The following is a 23,581-nucleotide window of genomic DNA, read 5'->3' as shown; positions in this document are numbered from 1 at the left end:
GACGGTCTAAAACAACAATAGCGCCCCCGCCGCGGTGGCGGGGGCGCTAAGAAGAACGGGGTGGCTTAGTTGTTGCCAGCCTCGCCGTTCGGTGCGGCGGTGCCGCGGGTAGCCAGCTCTTCCAGCTGAGACTCCAGCAGGGTCTTCAGGCGGGTGCGGTACTCACGCTCGAAGGTGCGCAGCTCGGAGATGCGAGCCTCCAGTGCGGTCTGCTGCTGCTTGACGGTGTTCATAACCTCGGTGTGCTTGCGCTCGGCATCGGCCTGCAGCGAAGCAGCCTTCTCCTCGGCCTGACGGATTTGTGCTTCGGCACGGGAAGAAGCATCGGACTCGGTCTGCTTTGCCTTAGCCTCAGCGTCAGATACCAGCTTCTTGGAGCGGGAATCTGCATCCTGCAGCTGGGCGTCGTACTTCTTCTGGGCGTCGGCAAGCTGCGCCTTGGAGCGAGAATCAGCATCGGTCAGCTGCTTCTCGGCGGCAGTGCGTGCCTCGGACAGCATGGACTCGGACTCCGCACGAGCCTCAGAGGTCAGGCGATCTGCCATCTCCTGTGCCAGACCCAGAACGCGGGCAGCCTGCATGTGGGTTTCTGGGGTAGCCAGGCCATCGGCGGTCTGAGCAGCACCAGCGCCTGCGATACCCGCAGCCGCTGCACCAGCCTTGGAAGAACCAGCTGCAGAAGCGGACTTCTTCAGCTCGTCGTTTTCCTTCTTGGAGGCCTCGAGTTCCTTCTTAGCCTGTGCTGCCTCCGCGCGGGCTGCCTCTGCATCCTTCTTCGCCTGAGCAGCCTCCTCGCGGGCTGCCTTCAGGTCTGCAGAAGAGGAAGCAGCAGCGGAGCCAGACGCCTGCGCCTTAGAAGCCTCAGCCTGAGCAGCCTTAACCTGCTCCTGTGCCTTCTTGGTTTCTTCCTTGGCACGGGAAACCTCGGACTTGGAGTCCGCCAGCTTGGTTTCGTACTCGGCGCGCAGCTTGGCCTCAATCTCCTTGCGCAGCGCAGCCTCATCGGTACGGGTGGAAGCCGCAGTTGCGGTACCAGCAGCACCGGCGCCAGCACCCGCCTTGGCCTGGGAGTTCAGATCGCTAACCTGCGCCTGCAGGTCTTCGTTCTCATCCTGCAGCTGGGCAAGGGCGTCCTCTACGAGGTCGAGGAACTGATCCACCTCGTCTTCGTTGTAGCCGCGCTTGCCAATTGGCGGCTTGCTGAACGCGACGTTGTGAACATCAGCTGGTGACAGTGGCATGTCTTCTCTTCCCCTTCAGGTTGGTACAACCCCGGAGCTTCCAGGGCCTTAGGAGTGCGGTTCAGGTCTAACTAAACCTTCCCCACAAAGGTACATGTGGTTCATAATACGGGTTATCGCGATTTATCGTAACCAAACGCCCACAATAATCGACGCCCCGCCGAGTCTCAACGTTTACCACAGGTTTCGAGGCGACGGGGGTGCTAAGTCAGGAAAATTATCCGCAAAATCATTGTGAGTATCGAGAGTAAGACGAACAGCACAAGCACCGATACATCAAGCGCTACGCCACCCATTTGCAGTGGCGGGATCAGGCGGCGCAACGCCTTGACCGGCGGATCCGTAATTACAAACAGAGGCTCCGCTACAACCATGAACCAGCGTGGAGGGTTGAACTGCCGCGAGAAGGACTGGATCATCTCAATAATGATGCGGGCGATAAGCACCCACGTGTAGATCCGCACGAGCAGGATAAGAATAATTCCGAGTTGTGTCACAATAACCGAGCCTATCGAATAAACCCCCGCAGATGCCCAACCGGCACCCCACGGGGGCTAAGTGAGACCTGCTGCTTTAGCGCAGGCCTGCGGCGCGCTCGAGCTCGTGCTTTGCAATGTCCGCAGACTTAGGCACGATGGAAAAGACCTTGCGCTCGGTGTCCATACCCTTGGTGAGGTTGAGCATACGACCCTCCAGGCCGAAGCAGAGGCCGGCAGCGAAGTCGATGAAGCGCTTGGCGGTGGCCTTTTCTGCGTCAGTCAGCTCGAAGACAACGGCATCACCGTCACGGAAAGGTTCGCCCACCTTGGCTGCATCATTGAAAGACGTCAGCGAAATAGCCACGATGGTCGGAACGAATTCCTCCTGCGCCGGGGCCGGCTCATAGGACTGCGGGGCGCGGCGAGGCGCGTAGGCCGAGGAGCTATTTTCGGAGTAACGCGGCTCCTCGTTGTAGTAGGCATCGTCCTCTTCGATGTCCACCGGGCCCAGCCCGAAGAAATCCTTCGTCTTATCAATGAATGACATTTTTGGGTCTCCCTCTGACCTAAATTTGTACAAGTCTAAACGCGTAAAATGTGTCTGGTGTGACTCATGTGATTTACGCTGTGAAATGCGTTTTTGCGATATTTTTAACCTACTGGTCGCGGTCCCATGATACTGGTTCCGACACGCACGATATCGCTGCCCGCAACAATTGCCTCGGCCATGTCCGCGCTCATTCCAGCAGACATTTTCAGCGGTCGGTTAAGCTCAGACGATAGACGATCTACCTCTCCGCGGACTTTCCGGAATACCTCACCTGCATCGGCGTCGAGAGGCGGAACGACCATGAGTCCCGCAAGTTCTAGGTGCTGCGCGTCTTCTACGGCACGCACGAGCTCATCGAGCGCCTCAGGAGAAACACCGCCGCGAGCACCATCACCGTCGGCGGAGACTTGGATAAATACCGGCAAATTGCTTTCACGCTCGCCTCGTTCCTTGGCTAAGGAAAGTCCCCGCTCCAGCGCGTGGGCGAGCTTGAGGGAATCAAGCGAATGGACGCTGGCCGCCCATCGGGCTACATGGTTGGCTTTCTTGGTCTGGATTTGGCCAATCATGTGGAAACGCAGCTGCGGCAGCTCAGCGGCCTTGGCACGGGCCTCTTGTTCCCGGTTTTCGGCGACATCGGTAACCCCTAAATCTGCCAGCAGGGCAATATCCGCAGCTGGGTGAAATTTCGTCACCGGCAACAGCTGCGGTGGTTTTCGCCCTGACTGCGCTGCTAGCCGTTCAATCTCGGCACGGGTAGCCGCTAGGTTTTGGTCTAGCTGTGCCTTTCGGTCTGACATTACTTAGCCTCCAACCAAATTAGTCCAGCCTGGCGGCCGGTGACGCCTTCGCGTCGATAGGAAAAGAAGTCTTCGTCTTCGATGGTGCAGCGCGGGTCGGATTCAATCGCGGTGATACCTAGTCCCATAAGCTGGCGAATCAGCCCTGCGCGCACATCGATGCCCCACGTGCCCTTCGACGTCCGTGTCTTGGAGCCGGGCAAGCGACGCTCGACGTCAGTGGCCATTTCCTCGGGCACTTCATAGTTCTTTCCCGAAGCAGCCGGCCCCATAACCACCTGAATGCGCTCGGGCTGTGCGCCAAGCTTCTGCATTTCGCGCACGGTATTGACCACAATGCCGTTGCGGGCGCCAAGGCGGCCGGCGTGGGCGGCGGCGATGACGCCAGCGGCGACGTCGACAAGCAGTACCGGCGTGCAATCCGCAACAAGGACGCCCAAGCCCAAGCGGCGCTGGGTGGTGACAATTGCGTCTGTGGCTGGCACGGGCTCGTCCTGTGGACCATCGACGACGGTGACGGTATTGGTGTGAAGCTGTTCCATCCACACGATGTCGTCCAGACCGGTCACGCGCTTCAGGCGCTCGCGGTTAGCGGCAACCGCGGCGGGGTCATCGCCGACGTGGTGCCCCAAGTTAAAGGAATCGTATGGAATAGCAGACGCCCCGCCAGCACGGCTAGTAAAAACCATGCGGACGGGGCGGGTGGTGCGATGTTCCTCGTTTACTGGCATGCACACCAGCGTAGCGCTTTGCGCTTAGCGCATGAAGGAAGGCACGTCCAGATCGTCGTCACCGTCATCGTCACGACGCTGGGACGGGCGGGACAAACGGTAGTCATCGCGGCGCTCCTCGCGGGAGAAACGGTCAGAGTTGGTAAACAGACCGCTAGATTCTGGGCGACGCTCCTCCGCAGGACGCTGCGGGGTGTAGCGCTCTCGCTCCTGGCCGGCGCGCGGCTCGTAGGAGTGGCGCGGGGAGTAGTCATCCTGTACCGGCTGAGCGGCAGCAGGCTGCGCCGGTGCCGGGGTGACCGGCTCTGCGGTCTCACGCTGGCGATTGTCAAAAAGGGAACCCGGCTTGCGCTGTTCCTGCTGCTGCGCTGCAGCCTGGGTCATATTGGCCTCGGCATCGAAGCCGGTGGCGATGATGGTGATGCGGATTTCATCGCCCAGGGTGTCATCGATGATGGTACCGAAGATGAGGTTGACGTCTTCGTCAGCACGCTCTTCCACCATGGAGGCAGCGGCGTTTACTTCGTGCAGGCCAAGATCGGAGCCGCCGGCGATGGACAGCAGCACACCCTTGGCGCCTTCCATCGTGGATTCCAACAGCGGGGAGTTAATGGCTTGCTCAGCAGCGGTCATGGCGCGGTTATCACCGCGGGCGGAACCGATGCCCATCAGCGCGGAGCCAGCGTCAGACATAACGGAGCGGACGTCCGCAAAGTCGACGTTGATCATGCCCGGGATGGTGATCAGGTTGGTAATACCCTGCACACCATTGTGCAGCACCTCATCGGCAGCACGGAAAGCCTCAACGATGGAGAGCTCTTCCCCACCGAGCTGCATCAGGCGGTCATTCGGGATGACGATGAGGGTATCGCAGACCTCGCGCAGCTCCTCAATGCCGGCCATGGCCTGGCGGGTACGGCGAGCGCCTTCGAACTTGAACGGGCGGGTGACAACACCGACGGTCAGCGCACCCATTTTCTTCGCGATAGACGCCACGACCGGAGCAGCACCGGTGCCGGTGCCGCCACCCTCGCCGGCAGTCACGAAGACCATGTCGGAGCCCTCGAGGGCGTCTTCAATTTCGGACTTGTGGTCTTCTGCGGAGGTCTTTCCTACCTCAGGGTTAGCGCCGGCGCCGAGGCCACGGGTGGCCTCACGGCCAATGTCGAGCTTGGTGTCTGCATCGGAGAAAATGAGGGCCTGGGAGTCGGTGTTGATGGCGACGAACTGAACACCCTTGAGGCCTTCTTCGATCATGCGGTTGACGGCGTTGACGCCGCCGCCGCCGACGCCGACGACCTTGATATCCGCGAGATTGTTATTGGAAGAGATCATGTGAGTAGGTCTCACCTTTCGCTACTTTAAGTCTGCACGTGCATTAAACGAGGAATGTAATGCGCTCCGCCGAAGGCGAATCGCGTTCCTTTCCATCTTTAACGACAGCGGTGTAATTTTCACGCACATTTTCCGCGTGTCGAGACCCTCAAGTTCCACTTTAGGGTTGCTCACCTGCGGTTTTATAAGTCACACCCGCATCATCCGCCCCACGGTTCAGGCACTAAAAAGAGCCCGTGCAGCGCACACGCCTAAGCGGTGCTGCACGGGCCCACAAGAGCGATAAAGGCACCTGCGGGGGCACCCGTCGCCCTATCCGCGGGTGGTGACCAACTCAGGGTTGGAAATATTCCACTCGCGGCCTTCCATCTTCAACACTGTGGCAAAAGCATGCGCCTTGTCCTCATCGTTAGAATCGCTGGCACCCCAGAAGATGCGCCGGTCATCTTTGGTGGTAAAAGTCAGCGAATATTCGCCCGCCACTTCCAGCTTTGCTACTTGGTTACGGACGTCGTCGGAAAGCGCTGCAATCGCTCGCACGGCATCCTGGATTTGCGGCGAGCCGCTATCGACGGAGCCCGTCACCTCAACCGCGCCCGCGGGAGGCTCAGCGGAGGTAAATTCCTCGCCCTTATCATCGATCAGGAAGGGCTTATTATCGCGCTTTACAAACGCCACGGCCTTGTGCTCGGACACGTTGATGGTCAAGGTCGAAGGGAAATCGCGGGAGACTGTCGCCGAATCGACCCAGTCCAATCCAGCAACACCGGAAGCTGCCTCACGCGCGTTAACGCGTAGCAAATTTTCGCCCTTGGGAACCCCAGAGGCCTCCTCCACCTGTGCGGGATCAAGCTGGTGGACACCTTCCACCTGAAAATTGCGTACCTTCAGGACTGGAACTGTCCACATCACGGCGGCCGCTATGAGGGCCACAGCGACAATTGCGGCGATGACCCCAGCGATGAGCTTTGCGGATACACGCACTAGCTTGCCCGCAATTCATCGAGGATTTCTGCTGCCACCATGGTTACCGAGCCAGCACCAATGGTCAGCACCACATCGCCCGGCTCCACCACCGACACGACGTCGCGGGCAGCGGCGGAAAAATCCGGCTCGAAGATGACCTGCATATCAGCGGGCATCTTATCGGTAATGATGCGAGAGGTAATTCCCTCCACGGGCTGTTCGCGAGCGCCGTAGATGTCGAGTACCACGGCGGCGTCGGCAAGCGAGAGTGCCTGGGCAAACTCGGCGTCGAATTCCATGGTGCGCGAGTACAGGTGCGGCTGGAAGCAGGCAATGACGCGCCCGCCGTGGCCTTCCGCCTCAACCTTGGCGCGCGCGGCCCGCAGCACCGCCGCAACCTCGGTGGGATGGTGGGCATAATCATCAAAGACGCGCACGGGTTTGCCCTGCTTGTCGACGCTCCCCCGGTACTCAAAGCGCCGGCGCACACCGCCAAAATCAGCCAATCCCTCGGCGATAGCGGCCGGGGTGCCGCCGGAGAGCACGCCAGCGACCAAAGCGCCCATGGAATTGAGCACCATGTGGTGGCCTGGGATCTGCAGCTCGTAGCGCACGGTTTCAGAAACGCCAGGAAGGTTGACTTTGACCGTGGTGTCCATGCCTTCCGCGGTGGTCTCTTCGCGGACCAGCTCGGCGGCCAGTGGCACGGTAGAGGTAAAAGACTTCTCCGGCGAGCCGTAGGCCACGACGTTGATGCCGCGCTCCAGCGCCCGCTCGCCAGCGCGGGCAGCGTGCTCGTCTTCGGCGCAGACAACGAGGTAGCCGGTCTCCGGGGTGACCAAGTCAGCAAAGTCATCGAAGACTTGGAAATAGGCTTCCTCGCTGTGGAAGAAGTCGAGGTGATCAGGCTCGATAGTCGTGAGCACCGCGACGTCCGGGCTATAGCGCAGCAGCGAGGCATCAGATTCATCGGCCTCGGCAACGAATGCCTCTCCGGTGCCACCGTGGGCATTGGTGCCCGCGCGATTGAGCTGGCCGCCGATGGCGAAGGAAGGATCGAGACCCGCGTGTTGCATCGCGCTCACGGTCATCGACGTGGTGGAGGTTTTGCCATGGGTGCCAGCCAGCAGCACCTGCTTGTGGCCCTCCATCAACGCGGCAAGCAGATCGGAGCGGCGAATTACCGGGATATCGTTATCCTTTGCGGCTACTAGCTCCGGATTGTCTTGGGGAATGGCGGCGAAAGAAGTAACGACGACGGTGGGCAGTTCGCCAGACAGTCGCAGGTTTTCCGCGGCATGGCCGATGGCGACCTTGGCGCCCATGGTGCGCAGCACCTCAACCGGGGTGGAGTCTTTGACATCGGAACCTGTGACCACTCCGCCGCGAGCAGCGAGGATTCGCGCGAGCCCCGACATGCCAGAACCACCAATGCCGATGAGATGGACGCGGCGCAGATCGTAGTGTGCGGGATCGGTCATTTACTTATCCTTCCTTCCAGCGGCGTCTTCGGCCTCGGATACGCGGGCGGCGATGCGGTCTGCGATGGAATTTGCCACGTCTCCGGCGCTGGCATGGGCGGCGGCGTGCGTCATCGACTCGAGGCGTTGCGGGTCATCGAGAATGCCGCGTACCTCGGAGATGAGTCGCTCTGGGGTCAGCTCCGCGTCCGGAATCTGGATGGCGGCGCCTGCCTCGACCACTTCGCGGGAATTGAGCGCCTGTTCGCCATTGCCGTGCGGCAGCGGAACGTAAATGGCCGGCAGGCCTGCGGCGGATACTTCGGCAACGGTCATCGCGCCGGAGCGGCACACGACGAGGTCAGCTACCGCAAGGGCGGAGCCCATGTCCTCGATATACGGCAGTGCGGCGTAGTTCGGGTGTTCCGCGGGCGGGTCATTCTTCTTGCCATAGGCGTGCAGGAGCTGGAAGTCCTGTGCCAGGTCCTCCACCGCTCCAGCAACGGCGCGGTTGATGCTGGCCGCACCTTGGGACCCGCCGGTGATGAGAATGGTGGGAAGCTCGGCCAGGTTCCACTTGGTGCGCGCGTCTGCGGCCAGGTTGCCATTCGGGTCGTCTGCCAGGCTCGGGCGTACGGGAATGCCAACGACCTCGCCCGGCATGCCAGAATCCGGGTGGGCGTTGAGTCCAATGCCGCCCATCTTCACGCCAAGCTTATTGGCCATGCCAGCCAAAGCATTGGTCTCGAGAACATAAAAGGGGATGCCGAGGGATCGCGCAGCGATATAAGCCGGCCCGGCCACGTAGCCGCCGGTGCCAAAGACGACATCCGCCTCGACATCCTTGAGTACCTGCTTGGCCTCCCCCACCGCGCGGGAGAGGTTGAACGGTAGCTTGAAGAGCTGTGCGTTGACCTTGCGCGGGATTGGCACGGGGGTAATCAGGCTAAGGTCCACGCCGCGGGCGGGAATGATATCGCGCTCGAGGCCCTTTTCGGTACCGAGAGCGGTGATACGTGCGCCGTGGCGCTCGCGCAAAGCTTCCCCCACGGCGAGGGCGGGTTCAATGTGTCCGGCGGTGCCGCCACCTGCGATGACGACGGAAATAGGCGTGGAATTCATAGCCTAAAGGCTACCAGCGCCACCTACCGATAGCGGCGCTCGGCGCGCGGATAGCGGCGGCCGCTTCCGGTCACGGGGCGGCCAAAGCGCTCCTCGCGCACGCGGGACCGCGGCTCCTGCGGACGAGCGTGACGGCCCTTCTTCTTCGGCTTCGGCACCGGTTGCGGCTCGCCGATGAAAAGGAGGCGGTCGAACAGCGGGCGGCCAAAGTTCTGCATGGCGGAAATCTGCATCGGCTCATGACGCGCCACATTGCACAGAATGCCCATCGAGCCAATCGTGATGATCGCCGCGGTACCGCCGGCAGAAATCATGGGCAGCTGAATACCGGTCACCGGCAGCAGGCCAATGACATAGCCAATATTCACGAAGGCCTGCGTGACCACACCGATAGTCAGCGTGGCAGCGAGCAGGGACTGGAACTGGTTCTGCGCGCGCATCGCGGTGCGCAGGCCGACATAGCCCAACGCGGCGAATAGCACGATGACGAGCGCACCGCCCCACCAGCCGAGTTCCTCACCTACGATGGCGAAAATAAAGTCATTTTTCGCCTCAGGCAGGTAGAACCACTTGGCACGGGATTGGCCAATGCCAACGCCCCAGAAGCCGCCGTCGGCAAGCGAGAGAAAGCCCTGATAGGACTGGAAACCAGTACCTTGAGTATCGGAGATATTGCCCACTAGGGCGTCGAAATAGGTGTGGAAGCGGTTGGAGCGGAAGCCGCCAGAAAGGAAGATAAACAGCAAACCACACACGGCTGCGACGCCGATGGTCGCCGGAACGCGCCAGTCGACACCCGCGAAAATCAGGGTGAAGACAACCACGAGGGCAAAGGACAAAGCCATACCCAAGTCGCCCTGAAAGACGATGAGCAAGAACATAACGCCGGCAATGAGGGAGTACATCATGAAGGGATCTGTCACCTTCATGGATTTGTGCTCCTTATCCGCCAATACGGTCGCACCAAACATGCCTACGGCGATGCGGGCAAGCTCCGAGGGCTGCAGGGAGAACGGACCCAAGTAAATCCAGGACTGGGAACCTACCTCTTCACGGCCGGTACCCACGCCGGGGATCAGCACCGCAATGAGCAAAATGATGGACAAACCCACAATCCACGGCACGCATTTGCGCAGGGTATGCGGCGACACCTTGAGACCAAACCAAAAGGCAACGAGGCCTAAGAACACCATCACGCACTGGCGCAATGCCTGATTCCATACTCCGCCGTCTTCGGTCAGGGAAGTGGCCATGGAGGAAGAAAAGACCATGAGCACGCCGATGCCCACGAGGAAAAAGATGATTAGGCGCAGCAGCTGATAATCAAGGCCTGCTTCCTGGCGGGCTCGCTCGCGCAGCTCGCGAACGCGGTCGCCAAAACTCTTGGAGCGCGGGCGCTGCTGGGAAGTGGCCGTCATGTGTTCTCCTGATCCTTAAATCTATAGCTCTAGTTACGGGTAAGCTCCCGCGCGGCCGCGGCGAATACATCACCGCGTTGAGCCATGCCGGTATACATATCCAACGATGCCGCAGCCGGCGCCAAAAGAACGGTATCCCCGGCGTCGGCGTGTTGCAGTGCAGCCTCCACCGCAGCATTCATGGCTGCGAAAGGCTCCTGCGTTTCGATGACGTCCACTGGGGCATGCGGCGCGTGGGCGGCGAGGGCCCGGGCAACCGCTTCCCTATCCACGCCCAGGACTACCGCGGCTTTGATGTGGGCGGCGTGCTTGGCGACGAGCCCGTCTACCTCCGCGCCCTTCAACTGCCCGCCGGCAATCCAGACCACGGAGTTGAGCCCCTTGAGCGCCGCATCCGCCGCGTGCGGGTTGGTGGCTTTGGAATTATCGATGAACGTGATGCCGGAATGCTCATGGACCACAGCGCCGCGGTGCCCGGCGACGGTATATGCGGCCAGCCCCTGCGCAATGGCCTCCGGGGTGGCGCCTGCCAGACGCGCGACGCTGGCTGCGGCCGCAGCGTCTAGGACTCCTGCCAGGCCGGCGGGCTCAATGCCCTCTGCGGACGCGAGATCCTCGCGCTGCTCGTTAAGCCGCGAGACAAGACGGCCGGCGCTTACGCCCACCTCTCCCTGTGTAGGTTCAGAGGCAGTAAAGCCGTAGAGGGCTGCGGTATCTGCGGCGTAGCGGACCGCCTCGGAGTCATCCTTGCCCACCACAGCGACGTCACCGGAGAGCACCTTGGCCTTCGCGCGGGCATAGGCATCGAACGAACCGTGCCAATCCAGGTGGTCATCAGCCAAATTCAGTAGCACGCCCACATCCGGGCGCAAATGGCTCGACCAATGCAACTGGAAAGAAGATAGTTCGGCGCAGAGAACGTCGACGCGAGGGGTGGCCGTGAGGGCGTCGAAAAGCGACACGCCGATATTGCCCACCGCCAGTGCGCGCTTGCCGGTGCGCTGGGCATCTGCCTGCATGATCTGGGCCAACATACCGGTAGTGGTGGTTTTGCCGTTGGTTCCGGTAACTACCAGCCAGGTGCGCGGCGCGCCGAAGACGCCCGCGCGATCCAGGCGATACGCGAGCTCCACGTCGCCGATAACCTCTACCCCAGCGTCCTGGAGGGCGACCAACAAGGGCGAATCGGGACGCCAGCCCGGCGAAGTAACCACAAGGTCAAAATCGCCTTGGGCGGCGGAATCGACGGAGATGGTTGCTACCCCGTACTCCTCCGCCAATTCCGCCAGCGCGGTCTGGTTGGAATCTGCCACGGTGGTTTCCACCCCGAGGCTTGCCAGCATAGCGACGCAACCGCGCCCCGATACTCCCGCCCCGGCCACGAGCACTCGCCCGCGCAACGAGGATGGCAACTCGGTCATCTCAATTCCTCTTTCCTCGATAAAGCTAAAAAGGCGTGAGTCTTAGGAAGCAAAGCCGACGGCAGACAGCCAGTCGCCGTAGAAGATGCATACGCCGGCAATAGCAGCCATGGCGCTCAGCAGCCAGAAGCGGGTGACCACGGCGGTCTCGGCCCAGCCACCATTTTCAAAGTGGTGGTGGATGGGCGCCATGCGGAAAAAGCGCTTTCCGGTGCTGCGGAAGACGATGATCTGGATAACTACGGAGACCGTCTCAATCACGAAGATGGCGCCGATGATGATCATGAGCAGCTCGGTGCGAGTGGTCACCGATAGGCCGGCGACGAGGCCGCCGAGCGCAAGCGAACCGGTATCGCCCATGAAGATCTTTGCCGGTGCGGCATTCCACCACAAAAAGCCCAAGCAACCACCCAGGCCAGCTGCAGCCAGCACGGCCAAGTCGAGCGGATCGCGAACTTCATAGCACCCTGCCGCTGGCGACACGGCGCAAGAGTTGCGGAACTGCCAGAAGGAAATCAGTGCATAGGCACCCATCACCATCGCGGTGGTGCCTGCGGCCAAGCCGTCGAGTCCGTCGGTGAGGTTCACGGCGTTCGACCACGCAGCAATGAGTAGGTAAAGAAAGACTAGGAAAACGATGGTACCAATGACGGCACCGCCCACGGCGATGTCGAAGGTTTCAAAATCGCGAACGAAAGAAAGGTTGGTAGACGCTGGCGTCAATCCGTGCTCGTCTGGGAACTGCAGCGCCAAAATGCCGAAGATGAGCGCCACAGCCAGCTGCCCTCCCAGCTTGGCGGTCTTGTTCAGGCCAAGGTTGCGCTTTTTAAATAGCTTGATGAAGTCATCGGCAAAGCCCAACCCGCCAAGGCCCATCGTGAGGAAATAAACCAAGAGACCAGAGGGGCTAAAACCAACGTTGCCAGTCACGCGGGCATAAATTCCCACTACGAGGTAGGCCACGGTGATGGCCAGCAAAATCGCCAGACCGCCCATGGTGGGCGTGCCGCGCTTGCGCAAGTGCAGCTGCGGCCCGTCCTCGCGAATTTCTTGCCCCTTGCCTACCCCGGAAAAGTAGCGCACCAACATGGGAGTGGTAAAGATCGCGACGAGGAAGCTGAGGATGCCCGCGATAATGATCTGAGTCATTGCTAGAGGTCTTTCTCCTTGTACTGAGGACTAACGGCGATTGAGCTGTTCTGCCACGCGCCACAGGCGCTGGGCATTCGACGACTTGATGAGGACTACATCTTTGGCCTCGCGCCCGGTCCAATCTTCGATGCCGGCAGGCACTACCCTGATGATGTCTTCGACCGCCGCCGCAGCGGCGTCAACATCCGGGCTGATAGTAGTATTTATACCCCGCGCCTGTGCGGCCTCAACCATGGCCCTCATATTATCGTTGTCTCCCACGGCCACGAGGTGATCAACGTGGTACTTGGAAAGCACCTCTCCCAATGCGCGGTGGGCGGCCACCGCTTCTCCGCCGAGCTCGCCCATCTCACCGAGCACGGCGATGGCGCGGGCATCCGGTCGGGCGGCCGAGGTATAGGCCAGCGCGGCAATGGCCGCATGCATGGAATCGGGGTTGGCGTTATAGGAATCGTCGATGGTGGTTACTCCATCGCGGCGGGTACGCACGTCCATGCGGTGTTCCGAGGCATTCTGGTGCCCGGATAGCGCATTAGCTACCACCTGCGGGTCCATGCCCGATTCAATAGCCGCGGCGGCCGCTGCCAAAGCGTTAGAGACCTGGTGTTTGCCAAAGACCTGCAGCTTCACCGGAAGTGGGTCCGTTCCCGGCGCATGCAGCACAAACGAGGGGCGGGCGACGTCATCGAGCTGGATATCGCTGGCGTAGTACTGGGCGTCGGAAGCCGGCGGCTTATTGGCCGAGTAGTAGACGACCTTGGCTGAGGTGCGCGGCGCCATGCCCGCGACGAAGGGATCATCAGCATTGAGCACGGCGACGCCGCCCTCAGCGGCCGAGGGCAAGGCTTCCACGAGCTCACCTTTGGCCTGGGCAATATTCTCGCGTGAGCCAAACTCACCCAAGTGCGCGGTACCAACGTTGAGTACCACGCCGACAGTAGGCGCGGTGATGGTGGTCAGGTGGCGGATATGACCGATGCCGCGGGCAGACATTTCGGCAACCAGGAAACGGGTGTGCTCATCGCAGCGCAAAGCGGTATACGGCAGGCCGACCTCGTTATTGAACGAGCCGGGAGGGGCGACGGTGTCGCCCTCAGCGCGGAAAATCGTGGCGAGCAGGTCCTTGGTGGAGGTTTTACCTGCCGAGCCGGTTACGCCCACGATGTCTAGGCCTTGCTCGGCGGTCAGGCGGCGGGTGACCTCCCGCGCGATATCGGAAAGCGCCTGCACCACCGCGGCGGCCGAGCCGTCCTCGTCGTGGGCATAGATATCCGCGTTGGCGGCATCACCGGTAACGCGGCCTTGGGGCTTGACGACGACCGCCGGAACCCCCACCGGCCGCGCCGCCAGCACCGCCACTGCGCCCTGCTCGATGGCCTTTTCTGCATAATCGTGGCCATCCACGCGGGCACCGGGCAAGGCAAGGAAAAGCCCGCCCTTTGTCACCTTGCGGGAATCGAATTCGATGAACCCAGTAACGCGCTGGTCCGGGTCAGGCACGCAATCGAGGCTGCCCCCGGTAATTTCGGCAATATCGGCAATAGAAAGTGGAATCATGTCTACTCCTTCGCATCCCCAAGGGTATCGCGGTGCGGGGTTCCGGCCAGCTTTTCCTCGATGGCGCGGGCCATTTCCTCGCGGTCATCAAAGTGCAAGGTCTTTCCGTTCACGAGCTGTCCCACCTCGTGGCCCTTGCCCACGACGATGACGGCATCGCCCGGCTCGGCCCAATCGACGACCTCATCGATGGCACGGGCGCGGGAGCCGACCTCGCGGATATCGCCCTGCGGGGCGGCTTCCCGTGCGCCCGCCATCACCGCCGCGCGAATGGTGGCGGGGTCCTCGGAGCGCGGGTTGTCATCGGTAACCACGGTAAGGTCAGCGCGGCTGGCTGCGGCTGCGCCCATGATGGGGCGCTTAGAACTATCGCGGTCTCCGCCGGCGCCGACGACGATGCCGACGCGGCCCGTGGTTCCCTCCAGCTGGCCGCGCAGGGTATCGAGCACCGCAGCGATGGCCGCTGGCTTATGCGCGTAGTCCACCACGGCCACAAAGTCTTGGCCGCGGTCGATGCGCTCCATACGGCCGGGGACTGCGACCTTTTCCACTCCCGCCAGAAACTCCGCCGGGTCCTCTCCTACCGCGGTGGCCATGCCGAGTGCCAAGCACGCATTGGCGATATTGAACTCGCCAGGCAGCGGCAGCCGGAAGGTGAAATCAGCGCCGTCATAATTCAGGGCTACCTCTTGGGCACCGGTGGCCTCGGTGGCGGTTTGGCGCGCGCTAATCGTGGCCGAAGCGCCCTGGGTGGCAACCGTAGTAACTGGGTGGCCGGCGCTCTTGGCGACGCCGCGCATGCGCTCGCCCCACTCATCATCGATGCAGAGGACAGCTCGCTCGGCCGCCTGCTCCCCAGCGAAAAGCTTCGCCTTAGCCTGGAAGTAGTCCTCCATGGTGGGGTGAAAATCGAGGTGGTCCTGGCTCAGGTTCGTAAACCCGCCTACCGCAAACCGAGTTCCGCGCACGCGTCCCAGCTCCAGCGCATGCGAAGACACTTCCATCACCACGTGGGTAACGCCCTCGTCCTTCATGCGCGCGAAAAGCTCTTGCAGGGTCGGCGCCTCTGGCGTGGTCAGCGAGGTGGGAACCGGCGTGCGGTTAATACGGGTACCGGTGGTCCCGATTAGGCCCACGGAATGCCCGGCGTGAAGCAGTCCGGCCTCCAGCAGGTAGCTGGTGGTGGTCTTGCCGGAGGTGCCGGTAACGCCGATGACCGTCAGGTCACGGGTCGGGTGGCCATATATCTCAGCGGAGATTGGACCGAGCACGGCTCGAATATCCTCCACCACCAAGATGGGGCGGGTCTCTTGGGCCTTGGTAAGCAGGTCGAGCCCGGCGGCGTCGGTAAGCACAGCTCCAGCCTTGGTATCGCGAGCGAACTGCGCGCCGTGTACGCGCGTGCCCGGCAGGGCGGCAAAGAGCGCGCCTTCCGGCAAACGGGAAGAATCCAGCCCGCACGCGGAGACCTCCACGGAGGCATCACCAATGACGCGCCCACCAGAAAGCTGGGCGAGAGTATCCAAAGAAACGGTCATACTAAGCTCCTATTGTGCCCGCAGGGTCAGCCGCGGTGCTGGTTTCGAAGTTGGAATATTGTCACGATTAAGTAGCCACGAGGCGATATCGCGGAAGATAGGTGCCGCCGACTGGCCGCCGCCTCCATTGTCCTCCACGCCGGACTTGGGTTCATCCAGCATGACGGCGACAACGAAGCGCGGATCATCGGCCGGTGCAATGCCGGCGAAGGTGATCCAATAGGCGGAATTCGAATACGCCCCGGTATTTGGGTCCACCTTCTGGGCCGTACCGGTCTTACCGGAAAGCTGATAGCCCTTTAGCTGCGCATTGCCGGCCGTACCGTTTTGCAGGCCTGCATCATCGTCTTGGAAGACGGCGCGGAACATATCCACCGTAGTCTTGGCGGTCTCCGGGCTTACCACCTGGTTCTTTTCCGGTTCCTCTAGCTTTTCGTCCTTGCCATCCGGCCCCTTGACCGAGTCAATGATGCGCGGCTCGATACGCTCGCCACCATTGGCCAACGCTTGATACACGCTGGCCATCTGCAAGGTGGTCCACGACTGGCCCTGACCAATAGGCAGGTTAGCGAAGGTGCCGCCGGACCATTGCTCCAAGTCCGGCACGCTACCGGCCGATTCATTCGGCAGCTCAACGCCGGTGGTATTGCCCAACCCAAACTTCTTGAGGTACTCGGCGTACTTTTCCTGGCCCAATTTATCGGCGATCATCAAGGTGCCGACGTTGGAGGATTTACCAAAGATGCCGGTGGTCGTATACGGCTCGGTGCCGTGCTCCCATGCATCGTTGACCGTCACGCCCGCCATATCGATGGAGCCGGGGACCTGATGCACCTCATCCGGGGTGGTCACACCCTCCTGCAGTGCAGCAGCCGCGGTAACCACCTTGGCTACAGAACCCGGCTCATAAGGATGGGAGACGCTGCGGTTTTCAAAGTCCTTGCCTTCATCGAGCTGATCCTCAACATTCTTATTGGGATCCACGGTATCGGTATTGGCCATGGCAAGCACCTGGCCGGTGGCAGCATCGAGGACCACTGCTTCCGCACCAGAAGCCTTGGAGTTGGCCTTAGCCTTCTCCAACTTTTGCTGAACGTAAGTCTGCAGGTCCAGATCCAAAGTGAGGGTGACGTCGCGACCATCAACGGTATCCACGACGTCGCGCAGCGTGCCTGGAATTACCTGGCCATCCGCGGATACGTCCTCGGTGGACTGGCCGTCAATGCCGGTAAGTTCCGTATCGCGCGCGGCCTCGAAACCGAACTGTCCATGGCCATCCATCGACACCTTGCCCACAACGTTTTCACCAATGGCACCGTTGGGATATTGGCGGATGTCTTGGCGGTCCGCTGCCACTCCGTGGTACTTATTGGCGATCTCTACGGCAACATCCGGATCGACATTGCGCACCAGTACCTCATACTGGGTATCGGCTTTGAGCTTATTGAGGATGTCGTCCTTATCCACCTTGGAGGTCGAGGCGCCGGAATCCTCAATCAGCTTCGGGATTCCCTCAGACATGTCCTTGAGGGTCTCCTCCATCTTCTTGGTGAGGAAGCTATCCAGCTTTTTATCATCCATGCCCTCGGTCGAGCCATCTTTTTGGGCCTCGATCTCGGCCTTGTCTTTTAGCTCATCGCGCAGGCGGGTCGGCGAGACGGTCAAGGAACGAGACTTCATCGTGTAGGCCAAGCGCTGGCCATCGCGGTCTAAGATCTCTCCCCTCCGGGCCGGCTCAATATAGACGCGCTCACGCTGGGTGACGGCTTTGGCGGAAAGATCCGGGCCCCACACAAGCTGCACCCACGCCAAGCGGCCAGCGAGGACGACCATCGCCACGAGCACCACGGATACGATGATGCGCAGGCGTTTGCGCATCATTTTCTTTTGCGGCACCGCGGAGCTGGCAGAGCGGCGCGGGCGGCGCCTAGCCTTACTTGGCGTAGTCACAGTCCAGTGTCACCTTCCCTATTTCCGCCACAATTTCTTGCGTGTATTGATTGTGCCCTACAAAAGTGAGAATGCCCGCGCCACCACGCGCGAGCATCATCTTTTTCACCGATTATTCTTCCCTAGCTACTCGGCGCGGCTGGCATACGGCGCACGGGCCGGAAGGTTGGGTCGCGCATTGTTCTGGGCGGCATCAGCTTCGCCGGCCTCACGATCGGAATTACGGTCGGCATCGCCACCATTGCTGGTGCGCTGCTGTCCCTGTGGCACGGCATTGAGGGAATCCGACATCCCCTCCGTATCCTTTGGGTCGCTGGAAGCCTGGCCCGGGCGGATTGGTTCACCGTTGACATCAATGAGCTTTTCGGTATCCGGGGTGCCTTCGCGCTTGTCGACGATCTTTCCATCGCCGCCAACTTCCGCAATACCCGGCTGCTTAGGAATAGCCATTCCCATTTCATCCGCGCGGCGCGCAATATCAGCAGAAGAGCTGAGATTTTCCGCATCGCGGTTGAGGGTCTCAATCTGGTTATCCAGTTGGGAATCCTGCACGGTGAGCTGCTGGATGGCAAAGGTTTGCTTGGTAGACAGACCAGACAGCCACATGGCCAAGGCCACACCGACGATAAGCAGGGTGAGGGAAATGACGCCCAACCGGGTAAGGAGCCCGTTCTTCTTCGTTTGCGGCTGCAGCTGGCGTCCGCGGAAGCTCACTACTTGCTTCGAACCTAGGCGCTTCGTGCTGCGGTGCGGCACGCGAGTGCGGCTCGGAGCACGCTTAGTGCTGGGACGCTCGCGCAGCGCCGTCGGGGCTCCGGTATCGATTCCGGTGGTGAAGTCTCGGCTGGCGCCCATGGTGCGAGTGGCCTCTCTGTCGCGGCTGTCAGTCTTTAGGTGGTTGCGGCGTGGGATGGTGCTCATTGCCTGCCTCCCGGCGGTAGAAATTCTGGCATTCCCTCGAGTCTTTCGATGGCACGAACACGCACCGACGCAGCTCGCGAATTTTCCACAATTTCCTCTTCAGAGGCCTTTTCCGCCCCGCGCGTAACGATCTTGAACTTCGGCGCGGTGCCCGGAAGATCCATCGGCAACCCAGCCGGCGTCTTGGAAGTGGTCAGTTCTTTGAAGGCTGCTTTAACGATGCGGTCTTCCAAAGATTGGTAGCTCATGAATACGGCACGGCCACCTTCTGAAAGCGCCTGGGTTATGACCGGCAGGACATTTTCGATAGCCTCCAACTCGCGATTGACCTCAACCCGCAGCGCCTGAAAGGTGCGCTTGGCGGGGTGCCCTCCGGTACGGCGGGTCGCAGCGGGAATGACATCATATAGCAGCTCAACGAGCCGCGCGGAGTTCTCGAAAGGCTCCTTGTCGCGCTCTTTCAACACGGCGGAGGCAATTTTTCCCGCGAAACGCTCATCACCGTAGGTTTTGAGGACGCGAGCCAAATCGCCGTGCGAATAGGTATTGAGTACATCTGCCGCAGTAATCCCTTGCGAAGGGTCCATGCGCATATCCAGCGGTGCATCCGCCTTATAAGCGAATCCGCGGTCAGCCTGGTCTAGCTGCATGGAGGAAACACCAAGGTCAAAAAGAGCGCCGGCAATGCCTACGGTGCGGGCCGAATCAAAGATATCGCCCTCCCCTTCCGCGATGGCGCTGCCCAGCTCATCGAATCGTGCATTAACACCAACGAAGCGATCGCCGTAGGGCGCAAGACGTTCGGTGGCATTGCGCAGCGCCTGCTTATCGCGGTCAACGCCAATGACTCGAGCTTTGGGGAAAGATTCCAGGAAGTAGCGAGTGTGACCGCCGGCGCCCAAGGTGGCGTCGACAAGCACGGCCTTATCCCCCGCCGCCTCTACCTGGGGGCGCAGGAGATCGGCCATGCGCTCGCGCATGACTGGCACGTGGCCGTGGTTATCCGCCACGTCATAATTAAGGTCTTTAGTAGCCATGTCTCCCCGCAACCCCCTTTCTCAAATTCCCTGACTTCCAGTGGTGGAAAGCATGCGAGTGCGTATAGGGCCCTGTCCGAGGCAGGTTTCTGATATCGGGGAAGTACACCAGAATCATCCGCCTCGGACAGAGTCCTTACACGCACTCTTGTGCAGGCTTAGAGCAAGCCCGCCAGTACGTCATCGGCATCTGCTGCCGAATAAGCATCTTCAGTTTGCGACTGGTACTCAGCCCACGCGGCTGCGTCCCAAATTTCGAGAAAGTCCACAGAGCCAACCACAACGCACTCCTTAGACAAGTTCGCATATTCCCGATGCCCCGCGGACAACGTAATGCGCCCATGCCCGTCCGGCCGCTGTTCGTCCGCACTTGCTGCCAAGTTACGGATGAAAGCACGTGCTTCTGGGTTGGTTCGAGAAACTGCCGCAGCCTTCCGCGCGCGTGCCGCAAATTCCTCCCGCGGGTACACGGCCAGCGAGTGGTCCTGCCCCTTGGTGACCATGAGGCCACCCGCGAGTTCATCGCGAAACTTTGCCGGAAGCGTAAGACGTCCCTTGTCATCGAGCTTCGGAGTGTAGGTTCCGAGAAACATCCCGGCGTCCACCTTCCTTACTCGAAAACTCCGGATTCTCTTACTTCAGAATCGAGGCCCTTAAGCCCCTCTTTCCTCCGCTGCGCCCCACTCTACCCCACTTTCCCCCACCTAACCCACTTAAAGCGGCGTGTCCCTCAGATAGCTCTCGATTACGTGCAGCTAGATAATGGTTTTTCCAGTGGGAAGAAATCCCGCGAAAGGCCTTGACAGCTCACTACAATCACCCCACTCACCCCACCCGTAACACCAATATAATGCGCCCCACTCCACCCACCGACCCCATATGCTGTGTTATCGAGGACTTTTACCTAAGCCCATGGGGCAACTACCCCACGATTGCCCACCCAGCGCCTCATCCGTGGGGCAAAGTGGGGAATTTTGGCGAGATACAAAAGTGCCCCGGTTGACCCTCACTGGGTCAACCGGGGCGAACTAAATTAAAAAGCGCTAACGCTCCTCAAAGCGGCGACGGAAGTTTTCCTCCAACTTGCCACTGACTCCACCACTGCGGGACGCGGATTTCTTTGCACGAGCGCTGGAATAATGGCCCTGGGCGGAATGCCCAGATCCATCTCCGCGCAGCATCCACACACCTGCGGCAAACATCACCAAAAAGCCCGCGATAGAAAGCACGATAAACCACAGGCTTTGCTGCGCGAGAGCAACACCGCCGACAAGCATGCAAAGGCCAACCACAACGAGCGCTACACCTCGGAGGGTTACCGCACCGCCGGATCCGCCGAACGACGTAGGCTCAGAAACGGAAGCGCCAAACTTAGGATCGTCAGCAAGTAACGATTCCTCAATTTCACGGAGCGTACGCTGCTCCTGCTCAGAAAGGGACACTGTTCCTCCAACTAGGGATTGAGCTTCGGGCGGTAATGGTTCTACCTATACTAACGCCCAGAATAATCAGTATGTTCCCCAAAAGGTAGTGAGCGCCCCCACGGAGTGACTACGCAGCAAAAGCGCCGAAAGTAGTCCCTGTCTCACTTTCATCCAAAAATTGTGCGGCATGCTGCATGAGACCATAAACATATTCCTCGCTCGGCGCTTCATCCAGCCCCGAAGACACGCGCGCACGAGTCCGCGAATATCCCTTAAAGGATTCAGCCCACCGTTTGCCTTCCACACCGACGAGCGCTAACCGATCCCATGCACTGGAGGGAAGGCGGCGGCGCCGAGCCACGACAGATGCAGCTACTCGTGCGCCAGCAGTACGTAAAGCCGATTGGTACGCCACCTCTAAAGCTTGATCGAATCGTCCCTCAGCCGCATAACCGCGCGCAGCGTCTAATAATTCTCGCGCCTGGAAGAGAAAACGTGCCCGCTTGCCACCTTCTCGCCCAAGAGAATGGGTACGCGTTGCCGAAATAATCTGTGCCATTGCCTCTGTCCTTAACTAAATAAATAACGTCGTTGAACTGCCCCTGACCCTAAGCAAGCCGCTAGACATTTCACCCCCGAGCATAGTTCACCTGTTCGATTTAAGCAACGTTAATAGCTGGCCACACGCTTTTTCCAGACTTCTTGTTCGATTCAATTTTGTGAATTTCGAAGAACATAGCGAGCCCTGCTTTCCCTCCGCCACAGACTTCTGGTGTCATAGGAAGAGTGAGCTTTGAAATTCGCCGCCTAACCCCGCCAGAATTCTCCCTGCTAGCCCCACAGTTGGTTGAGATTTACATCGAGGCAATGCACTACAATCCCGCAATCTTGCATAGCCGCATTTCAAGCTGGCGAAATGACGTGACCCGCCCCGGATTCGGCGCGCAGATTGTCACCCATGAAAATGGCATCGTCGGCGTGGCCTATGGGTTCTTAGGCTCCCCAGATAGCTGGTGGGACGCTGAACTTCGCCGCGGGCTCCGCCTACAAGGCGGGCCCACCGAAGAGCAGTGGGACATTGTGCGCAACTACTTTGAGCTGGCTGAGATCCACGTCTTGCCGCAGTACCAGGGGCACGGCCTAGGCAGAAAGCTCTTGGAAGGATTGCTGTGGAATGCCCCGGCGCGCTATGCGCTGTTGTCCACACCCGAGGTGCCGAACGAGGATAACGGTGCCTTCCGTCTTTATAGAGCCGTCGGCTTCTTCGATGTCCTCCGTGATCATCTCTACCCCGCCGATGCTCGCCCCTTTGCCATATTGGGCGCAAGCCTGCCGCTGTAAACCTCTGTTATTTCTTGCGCAGCCTAGCCGGTATCGTGTGGGGTGTGACTATGCAGAATATTCCTGAGCTTGCGGACATCCCCGGTGCGGTGCGCGAGGAACTCGCCACCTTTCTCGATCAACGCCGAGAGCAGGTGGCCGAAATCGGCGCCCCTGTGACCAAGGCCGTGAGCTTTTTGGAATCCTTCGTGCTTGACGGTGGCAAGCGAGTACGACCTACCTATGCCTGGGCGGGCTACCTCGCCGCAGGTCGAGGAGAAGAAGATCCCGCGGCCATGCTCCGCGCGGCCGCCTCTTTGGAATTTATCCAGGCCTGCGCCCTTATCCACGATGACATTATCGATGCTTCCAATACCCGTCGCGGCAATCCTACGGTGCACCGGGGCGTCGAAAAGCTGCACCGCGAATCGGAGTACCTAGGGGATCCAGAGTTCTTCGGCACCTCCGTGGCAATCTTGGTAGGCGATTTAGCACTGGTGTATGCAGAGGACATGTTCCAAGATTCCGGCCTGAGTGCGGCCGCTTTGCACCGTGCTCGCGGCCCCTGGCGCGGCATGCGCACTGAGGTTATCGGCGGGCAGCTCTTGGATATCTCTTTGGAGGCGGCAGGTTCCGAATCGGTAGAGCTTGCCAATTCGGTCAACCGTTATAAGACGGCCGCTTATACCATTGAACGCCCGCTGCACTTGGGCGCCGCTATCGCCGGTGCAAGCGAGGAACTTATCGCTGCCTTCCGCGGCTATGGGCACGATATTGGCATTGCCTACCAGTTGCGTGACGATCAGCTGGGTGTTTTTGGCGATCCCGCGGTGACCGGCAAACCTGCCGGTGATGACCTGCGCGAAGGCAAGCGAACCGAACTTCTAGCGCTAGCGCTCCAGCGCGCGGATGAGTCTGATCCACAAGCTGCTGCTACCTTGCGCAAGCTCATTGGCCGCACCTCAGATCCCCAGGAGCTATCGCGCTTGGCCCAGATCATCGCTGATTCGGGCGCACCAGAAGAAATTGAGCGCCGCATCGATTCCCTAACACAATCGGGACTGCAACACCTGCACTCCGCACAGGTAGATCCCGCGGTCACCGAAACCCTAGAGCAGTTGGCTATCAAGGCTACTGCTCGCCGCAAGTAGGTTGTGCC

General features: G+C 60.4%; 22 protein-coding genes. 2 read left to right on the top strand and 20 right to left on the bottom strand.

Translation table 11 applies throughout. The features are described from left to right. Positions 1-65 precede the first annotated feature (65 nt). The 20 genes from QP941_RS00465 to QP941_RS00370 all read right to left on the bottom strand — a co-directional run bounded on the left by QP941_RS00465 (position 66) and on the right by QP941_RS00370 (position 21,661). Positions 66-1,241, bottom strand: a complete 1,176-nt coding sequence (locus QP941_RS00465) for a DivIVA domain-containing protein (RefSeq protein WP_239278942.1) — start codon at positions 1,239-1,241, stop codon at positions 66-68. 203 nt (positions 1,242-1,444) lie between these two features. Next, entirely contained in the window at positions 1,445-1,738 is a 294-nt protein-coding gene (locus QP941_RS00460; RefSeq protein WP_150850916.1) for a YggT family protein, read from the bottom strand. Positions 1,739-1,814: 76 nt separating this feature from the next. Beyond that, entirely contained in the window at positions 1,815-2,267 is a 453-nt protein-coding gene (locus QP941_RS00455) for a cell division protein SepF (RefSeq protein WP_005328906.1), read from the bottom strand. Between the two features lie 104 nt (positions 2,268-2,371). Then, on the bottom strand, positions 2,372-3,070 hold the full coding sequence (locus QP941_RS00450; protein ID WP_284867627.1) for a YggS family pyridoxal phosphate-dependent enzyme: 699 nt from the start codon (positions 3,068-3,070) through the stop codon (positions 2,372-2,374). After that, entirely contained in the window at positions 3,070-3,801 is a 732-nt protein-coding gene (pgeF, locus tag QP941_RS00445; RefSeq protein ID WP_284867626.1) for a peptidoglycan editing factor PgeF, read from the bottom strand. Before pgeF ends, QP941_RS00450 begins: the two co-directional genes overlap by 1 nt. A 24-nt stretch (positions 3,802-3,825) precedes the next feature. Beyond that, positions 3,826-5,136: a cell division protein FtsZ gene (gene ftsZ / locus QP941_RS00440; protein WP_284867625.1), complete on the bottom strand. Its 1,311-nt coding sequence runs from the start codon at positions 5,134-5,136 to the stop codon at positions 3,826-3,828. A gap of 312 nt (positions 5,137-5,448) precedes the next feature. Next, positions 5,449-6,120, bottom strand: a complete 672-nt coding sequence (locus tag QP941_RS00435; RefSeq protein WP_284867624.1) for a cell division protein FtsQ/DivIB — start codon at positions 6,118-6,120, stop codon at positions 5,449-5,451. Then, positions 6,120-7,583 (bottom strand): UDP-N-acetylmuramate--L-alanine ligase, encoded by a 1,464-nt coding sequence (gene murC, locus QP941_RS00430; protein ID WP_284867623.1) that lies wholly within the window; start codon positions 7,581-7,583, stop codon positions 6,120-6,122. Before murC ends, QP941_RS00435 begins: the two co-directional genes overlap by 1 nt. Beyond that, positions 7,584-8,684: an undecaprenyldiphospho-muramoylpentapeptide beta-N-acetylglucosaminyltransferase gene (murG, locus tag QP941_RS00425; RefSeq protein ID WP_284867622.1), complete on the bottom strand. Its 1,101-nt coding sequence runs from the start codon at positions 8,682-8,684 to the stop codon at positions 7,584-7,586. 23 nt (positions 8,685-8,707) lie between these two features. After that, positions 8,708-10,102: an FtsW/RodA/SpoVE family cell cycle protein gene (locus QP941_RS00420; RefSeq protein WP_284765762.1), complete on the bottom strand. Its 1,395-nt coding sequence runs from the start codon at positions 10,100-10,102 to the stop codon at positions 8,708-8,710. 29 nt (positions 10,103-10,131) lie between these two features. Then, positions 10,132-11,523, bottom strand: a complete 1,392-nt coding sequence (murD, locus tag QP941_RS00415; RefSeq protein WP_284867621.1) for a UDP-N-acetylmuramoyl-L-alanine--D-glutamate ligase — start codon at positions 11,521-11,523, stop codon at positions 10,132-10,134. 42 nt (positions 11,524-11,565) lie between these two features. Then, complete coding sequence (gene mraY, locus QP941_RS00410) at positions 11,566-12,672, bottom strand: phospho-N-acetylmuramoyl-pentapeptide-transferase (RefSeq protein ID WP_284867620.1); 1,107 nt, start codon at positions 12,670-12,672, stop codon at positions 11,566-11,568. Positions 12,673-12,702: 30 nt separating this feature from the next. After that, a complete protein-coding gene (locus QP941_RS00405; RefSeq protein ID WP_284867619.1) occupies positions 12,703-14,232 on the bottom strand; it encodes a UDP-N-acetylmuramoyl-tripeptide--D-alanyl-D-alanine ligase in 1,530 nt (509 codons plus the stop codon). A gap of 2 nt (positions 14,233-14,234) precedes the next feature. Continuing rightward, entirely contained in the window at positions 14,235-15,770 is a 1,536-nt protein-coding gene (locus QP941_RS00400) for a UDP-N-acetylmuramoyl-L-alanyl-D-glutamate--2,6-diaminopimelate ligase (protein ID WP_284867618.1), read from the bottom strand. A 9-nt stretch (positions 15,771-15,779) separates the two neighbouring features. Beyond that, complete coding sequence (locus QP941_RS00395) at positions 15,780-17,651, bottom strand: peptidoglycan D,D-transpeptidase FtsI family protein (RefSeq protein ID WP_370658848.1); 1,872 nt, start codon at positions 17,649-17,651, stop codon at positions 15,780-15,782. Positions 17,652-17,846: 195 nt separating this feature from the next. Then, on the bottom strand, positions 17,847-18,641 hold the full coding sequence (ftsL, locus tag QP941_RS00390) for a cell division protein FtsL (RefSeq protein ID WP_284768531.1): 795 nt from the start codon (positions 18,639-18,641) through the stop codon (positions 17,847-17,849). Then, positions 18,638-19,678, bottom strand: coding sequence for a 16S rRNA (cytosine(1402)-N(4))-methyltransferase RsmH (rsmH, locus tag QP941_RS00385; protein ID WP_284768530.1), 1,041 nt, complete (start codon positions 19,676-19,678; stop codon positions 18,638-18,640). The genes ftsL and rsmH overlap by 4 nt, the downstream gene beginning before the upstream one ends. A 158-nt stretch (positions 19,679-19,836) precedes the next feature. Next, positions 19,837-20,271: a division/cell wall cluster transcriptional repressor MraZ gene (gene mraZ / locus QP941_RS00380; protein ID WP_005324499.1), complete on the bottom strand. Its 435-nt coding sequence runs from the start codon at positions 20,269-20,271 to the stop codon at positions 19,837-19,839. A 450-nt stretch (positions 20,272-20,721) separates the two neighbouring features. Further along, positions 20,722-21,120, bottom strand: a complete 399-nt coding sequence (locus tag QP941_RS00375) for a DUF3040 domain-containing protein (protein ID WP_239278959.1) — start codon at positions 21,118-21,120, stop codon at positions 20,722-20,724. A 109-nt stretch (positions 21,121-21,229) separates the two neighbouring features. Next, entirely contained in the window at positions 21,230-21,661 is a 432-nt protein-coding gene (locus tag QP941_RS00370) for an SAV_6107 family HEPN domain-containing protein (RefSeq protein ID WP_239278961.1), read from the bottom strand. Positions 21,662-21,888: 227 nt separating this feature from the next. Here QP941_RS00370 and QP941_RS00365 point away from each other — a divergent pair, with 227 nt between their 5' ends. Beyond that, complete coding sequence (locus QP941_RS00365; protein ID WP_239278962.1) at positions 21,889-22,443, top strand: GNAT family N-acetyltransferase; 555 nt, start codon at positions 21,889-21,891, stop codon at positions 22,441-22,443. Between the two features lie 50 nt (positions 22,444-22,493). Continuing rightward, on the top strand, positions 22,494-23,573 hold the full coding sequence (locus QP941_RS00360; protein WP_239278979.1) for a polyprenyl synthetase family protein: 1,080 nt from the start codon (positions 22,494-22,496) through the stop codon (positions 23,571-23,573). Positions 23,574-23,581 lie beyond the last annotated feature (8 nt).

Source organism: Corynebacterium sp. MSK150 (assembly GCF_030229215.1).
Taxonomy (GTDB): Bacteria; Actinomycetota; Actinomycetes; order Mycobacteriales; family Mycobacteriaceae; genus Corynebacterium.
This window is presented reverse-complemented; position numbering and strand designations above follow the sequence as displayed.

Excerpts from the sequence above, each read along its gene's own strand:
- mraZ (WP_005324499.1), bottom strand. The coding sequence starts at position 20,271 with ATGTTTCTCGGAACCTACACTCCGAAGCTCGATGACAAGGGACGTCTT.
- QP941_RS00465 (WP_239278942.1), bottom strand. The coding sequence starts at position 1,241 with ATGCCACTGTCACCAGCTGATGTTCACAACGTCGCGTTCAGCAAGCCG.
- QP941_RS00450 (WP_284867627.1), bottom strand. The coding sequence starts at position 3,070 with ATGTCAGACCGAAAGGCACAGCTAGACCAAAACCTAGCGGCTACCCGT.
- QP941_RS00455 (WP_005328906.1), bottom strand. The coding sequence starts at position 2,267 with ATGTCATTCATTGATAAGACGAAGGATTTCTTCGGGCTGGGCCCGGTG.
- murC (WP_284867623.1), bottom strand. The coding sequence starts at position 7,583 with ATGACCGATCCCGCACACTACGATCTGCGCCGCGTCCATCTCATCGGC.
- QP941_RS00395 (WP_370658848.1), bottom strand. The coding sequence starts at position 17,651 with ATGATGCGCAAACGCCTGCGCATCATCGTATCCGTGGTGCTCGTGGCG.
- ftsL (WP_284768531.1), bottom strand. The coding sequence starts at position 18,641 with ATGAGCACCATCCCACGCCGCAACCACCTAAAGACTGACAGCCGCGAC.
- QP941_RS00400 (WP_284867618.1), bottom strand. The coding sequence starts at position 15,770 with ATGACCGTTTCTTTGGATACTCTCGCCCAGCTTTCTGGTGGGCGCGTC.
- QP941_RS00405 (WP_284867619.1), bottom strand. The coding sequence starts at position 14,232 with ATGATTCCACTTTCTATTGCCGATATTGCCGAAATTACCGGGGGCAGC.
- QP941_RS00370 (WP_239278961.1), bottom strand. The coding sequence starts at position 21,661 with ATGGCACAGATTATTTCGGCAACGCGTACCCATTCTCTTGGGCGAGAA.
- pgeF (WP_284867626.1), bottom strand. The coding sequence starts at position 3,801 with ATGCCAGTAAACGAGGAACATCGCACCACCCGCCCCGTCCGCATGGTT.
- QP941_RS00360 (WP_239278979.1), top strand. The coding sequence starts at position 22,494 with ATGCAGAATATTCCTGAGCTTGCGGACATCCCCGGTGCGGTGCGCGAG.
- murG (WP_284867622.1), bottom strand. The coding sequence starts at position 8,684 with ATGAATTCCACGCCTATTTCCGTCGTCATCGCAGGTGGCGGCACCGCC.
- murD (WP_284867621.1), bottom strand. The coding sequence starts at position 11,523 with ATGACCGAGTTGCCATCCTCGTTGCGCGGGCGAGTGCTCGTGGCCGGG.
- QP941_RS00420 (WP_284765762.1), bottom strand. The coding sequence starts at position 10,102 with ATGACGGCCACTTCCCAGCAGCGCCCGCGCTCCAAGAGTTTTGGCGAC.
- ftsZ (WP_284867625.1), bottom strand. The coding sequence starts at position 5,136 with ATGATCTCTTCCAATAACAATCTCGCGGATATCAAGGTCGTCGGCGTC.
- mraY (WP_284867620.1), bottom strand. The coding sequence starts at position 12,672 with ATGACTCAGATCATTATCGCGGGCATCCTCAGCTTCCTCGTCGCGATC.
- rsmH (WP_284768530.1), bottom strand. The coding sequence starts at position 19,678 with ATGGCTACTAAAGACCTTAATTATGACGTGGCGGATAACCACGGCCAC.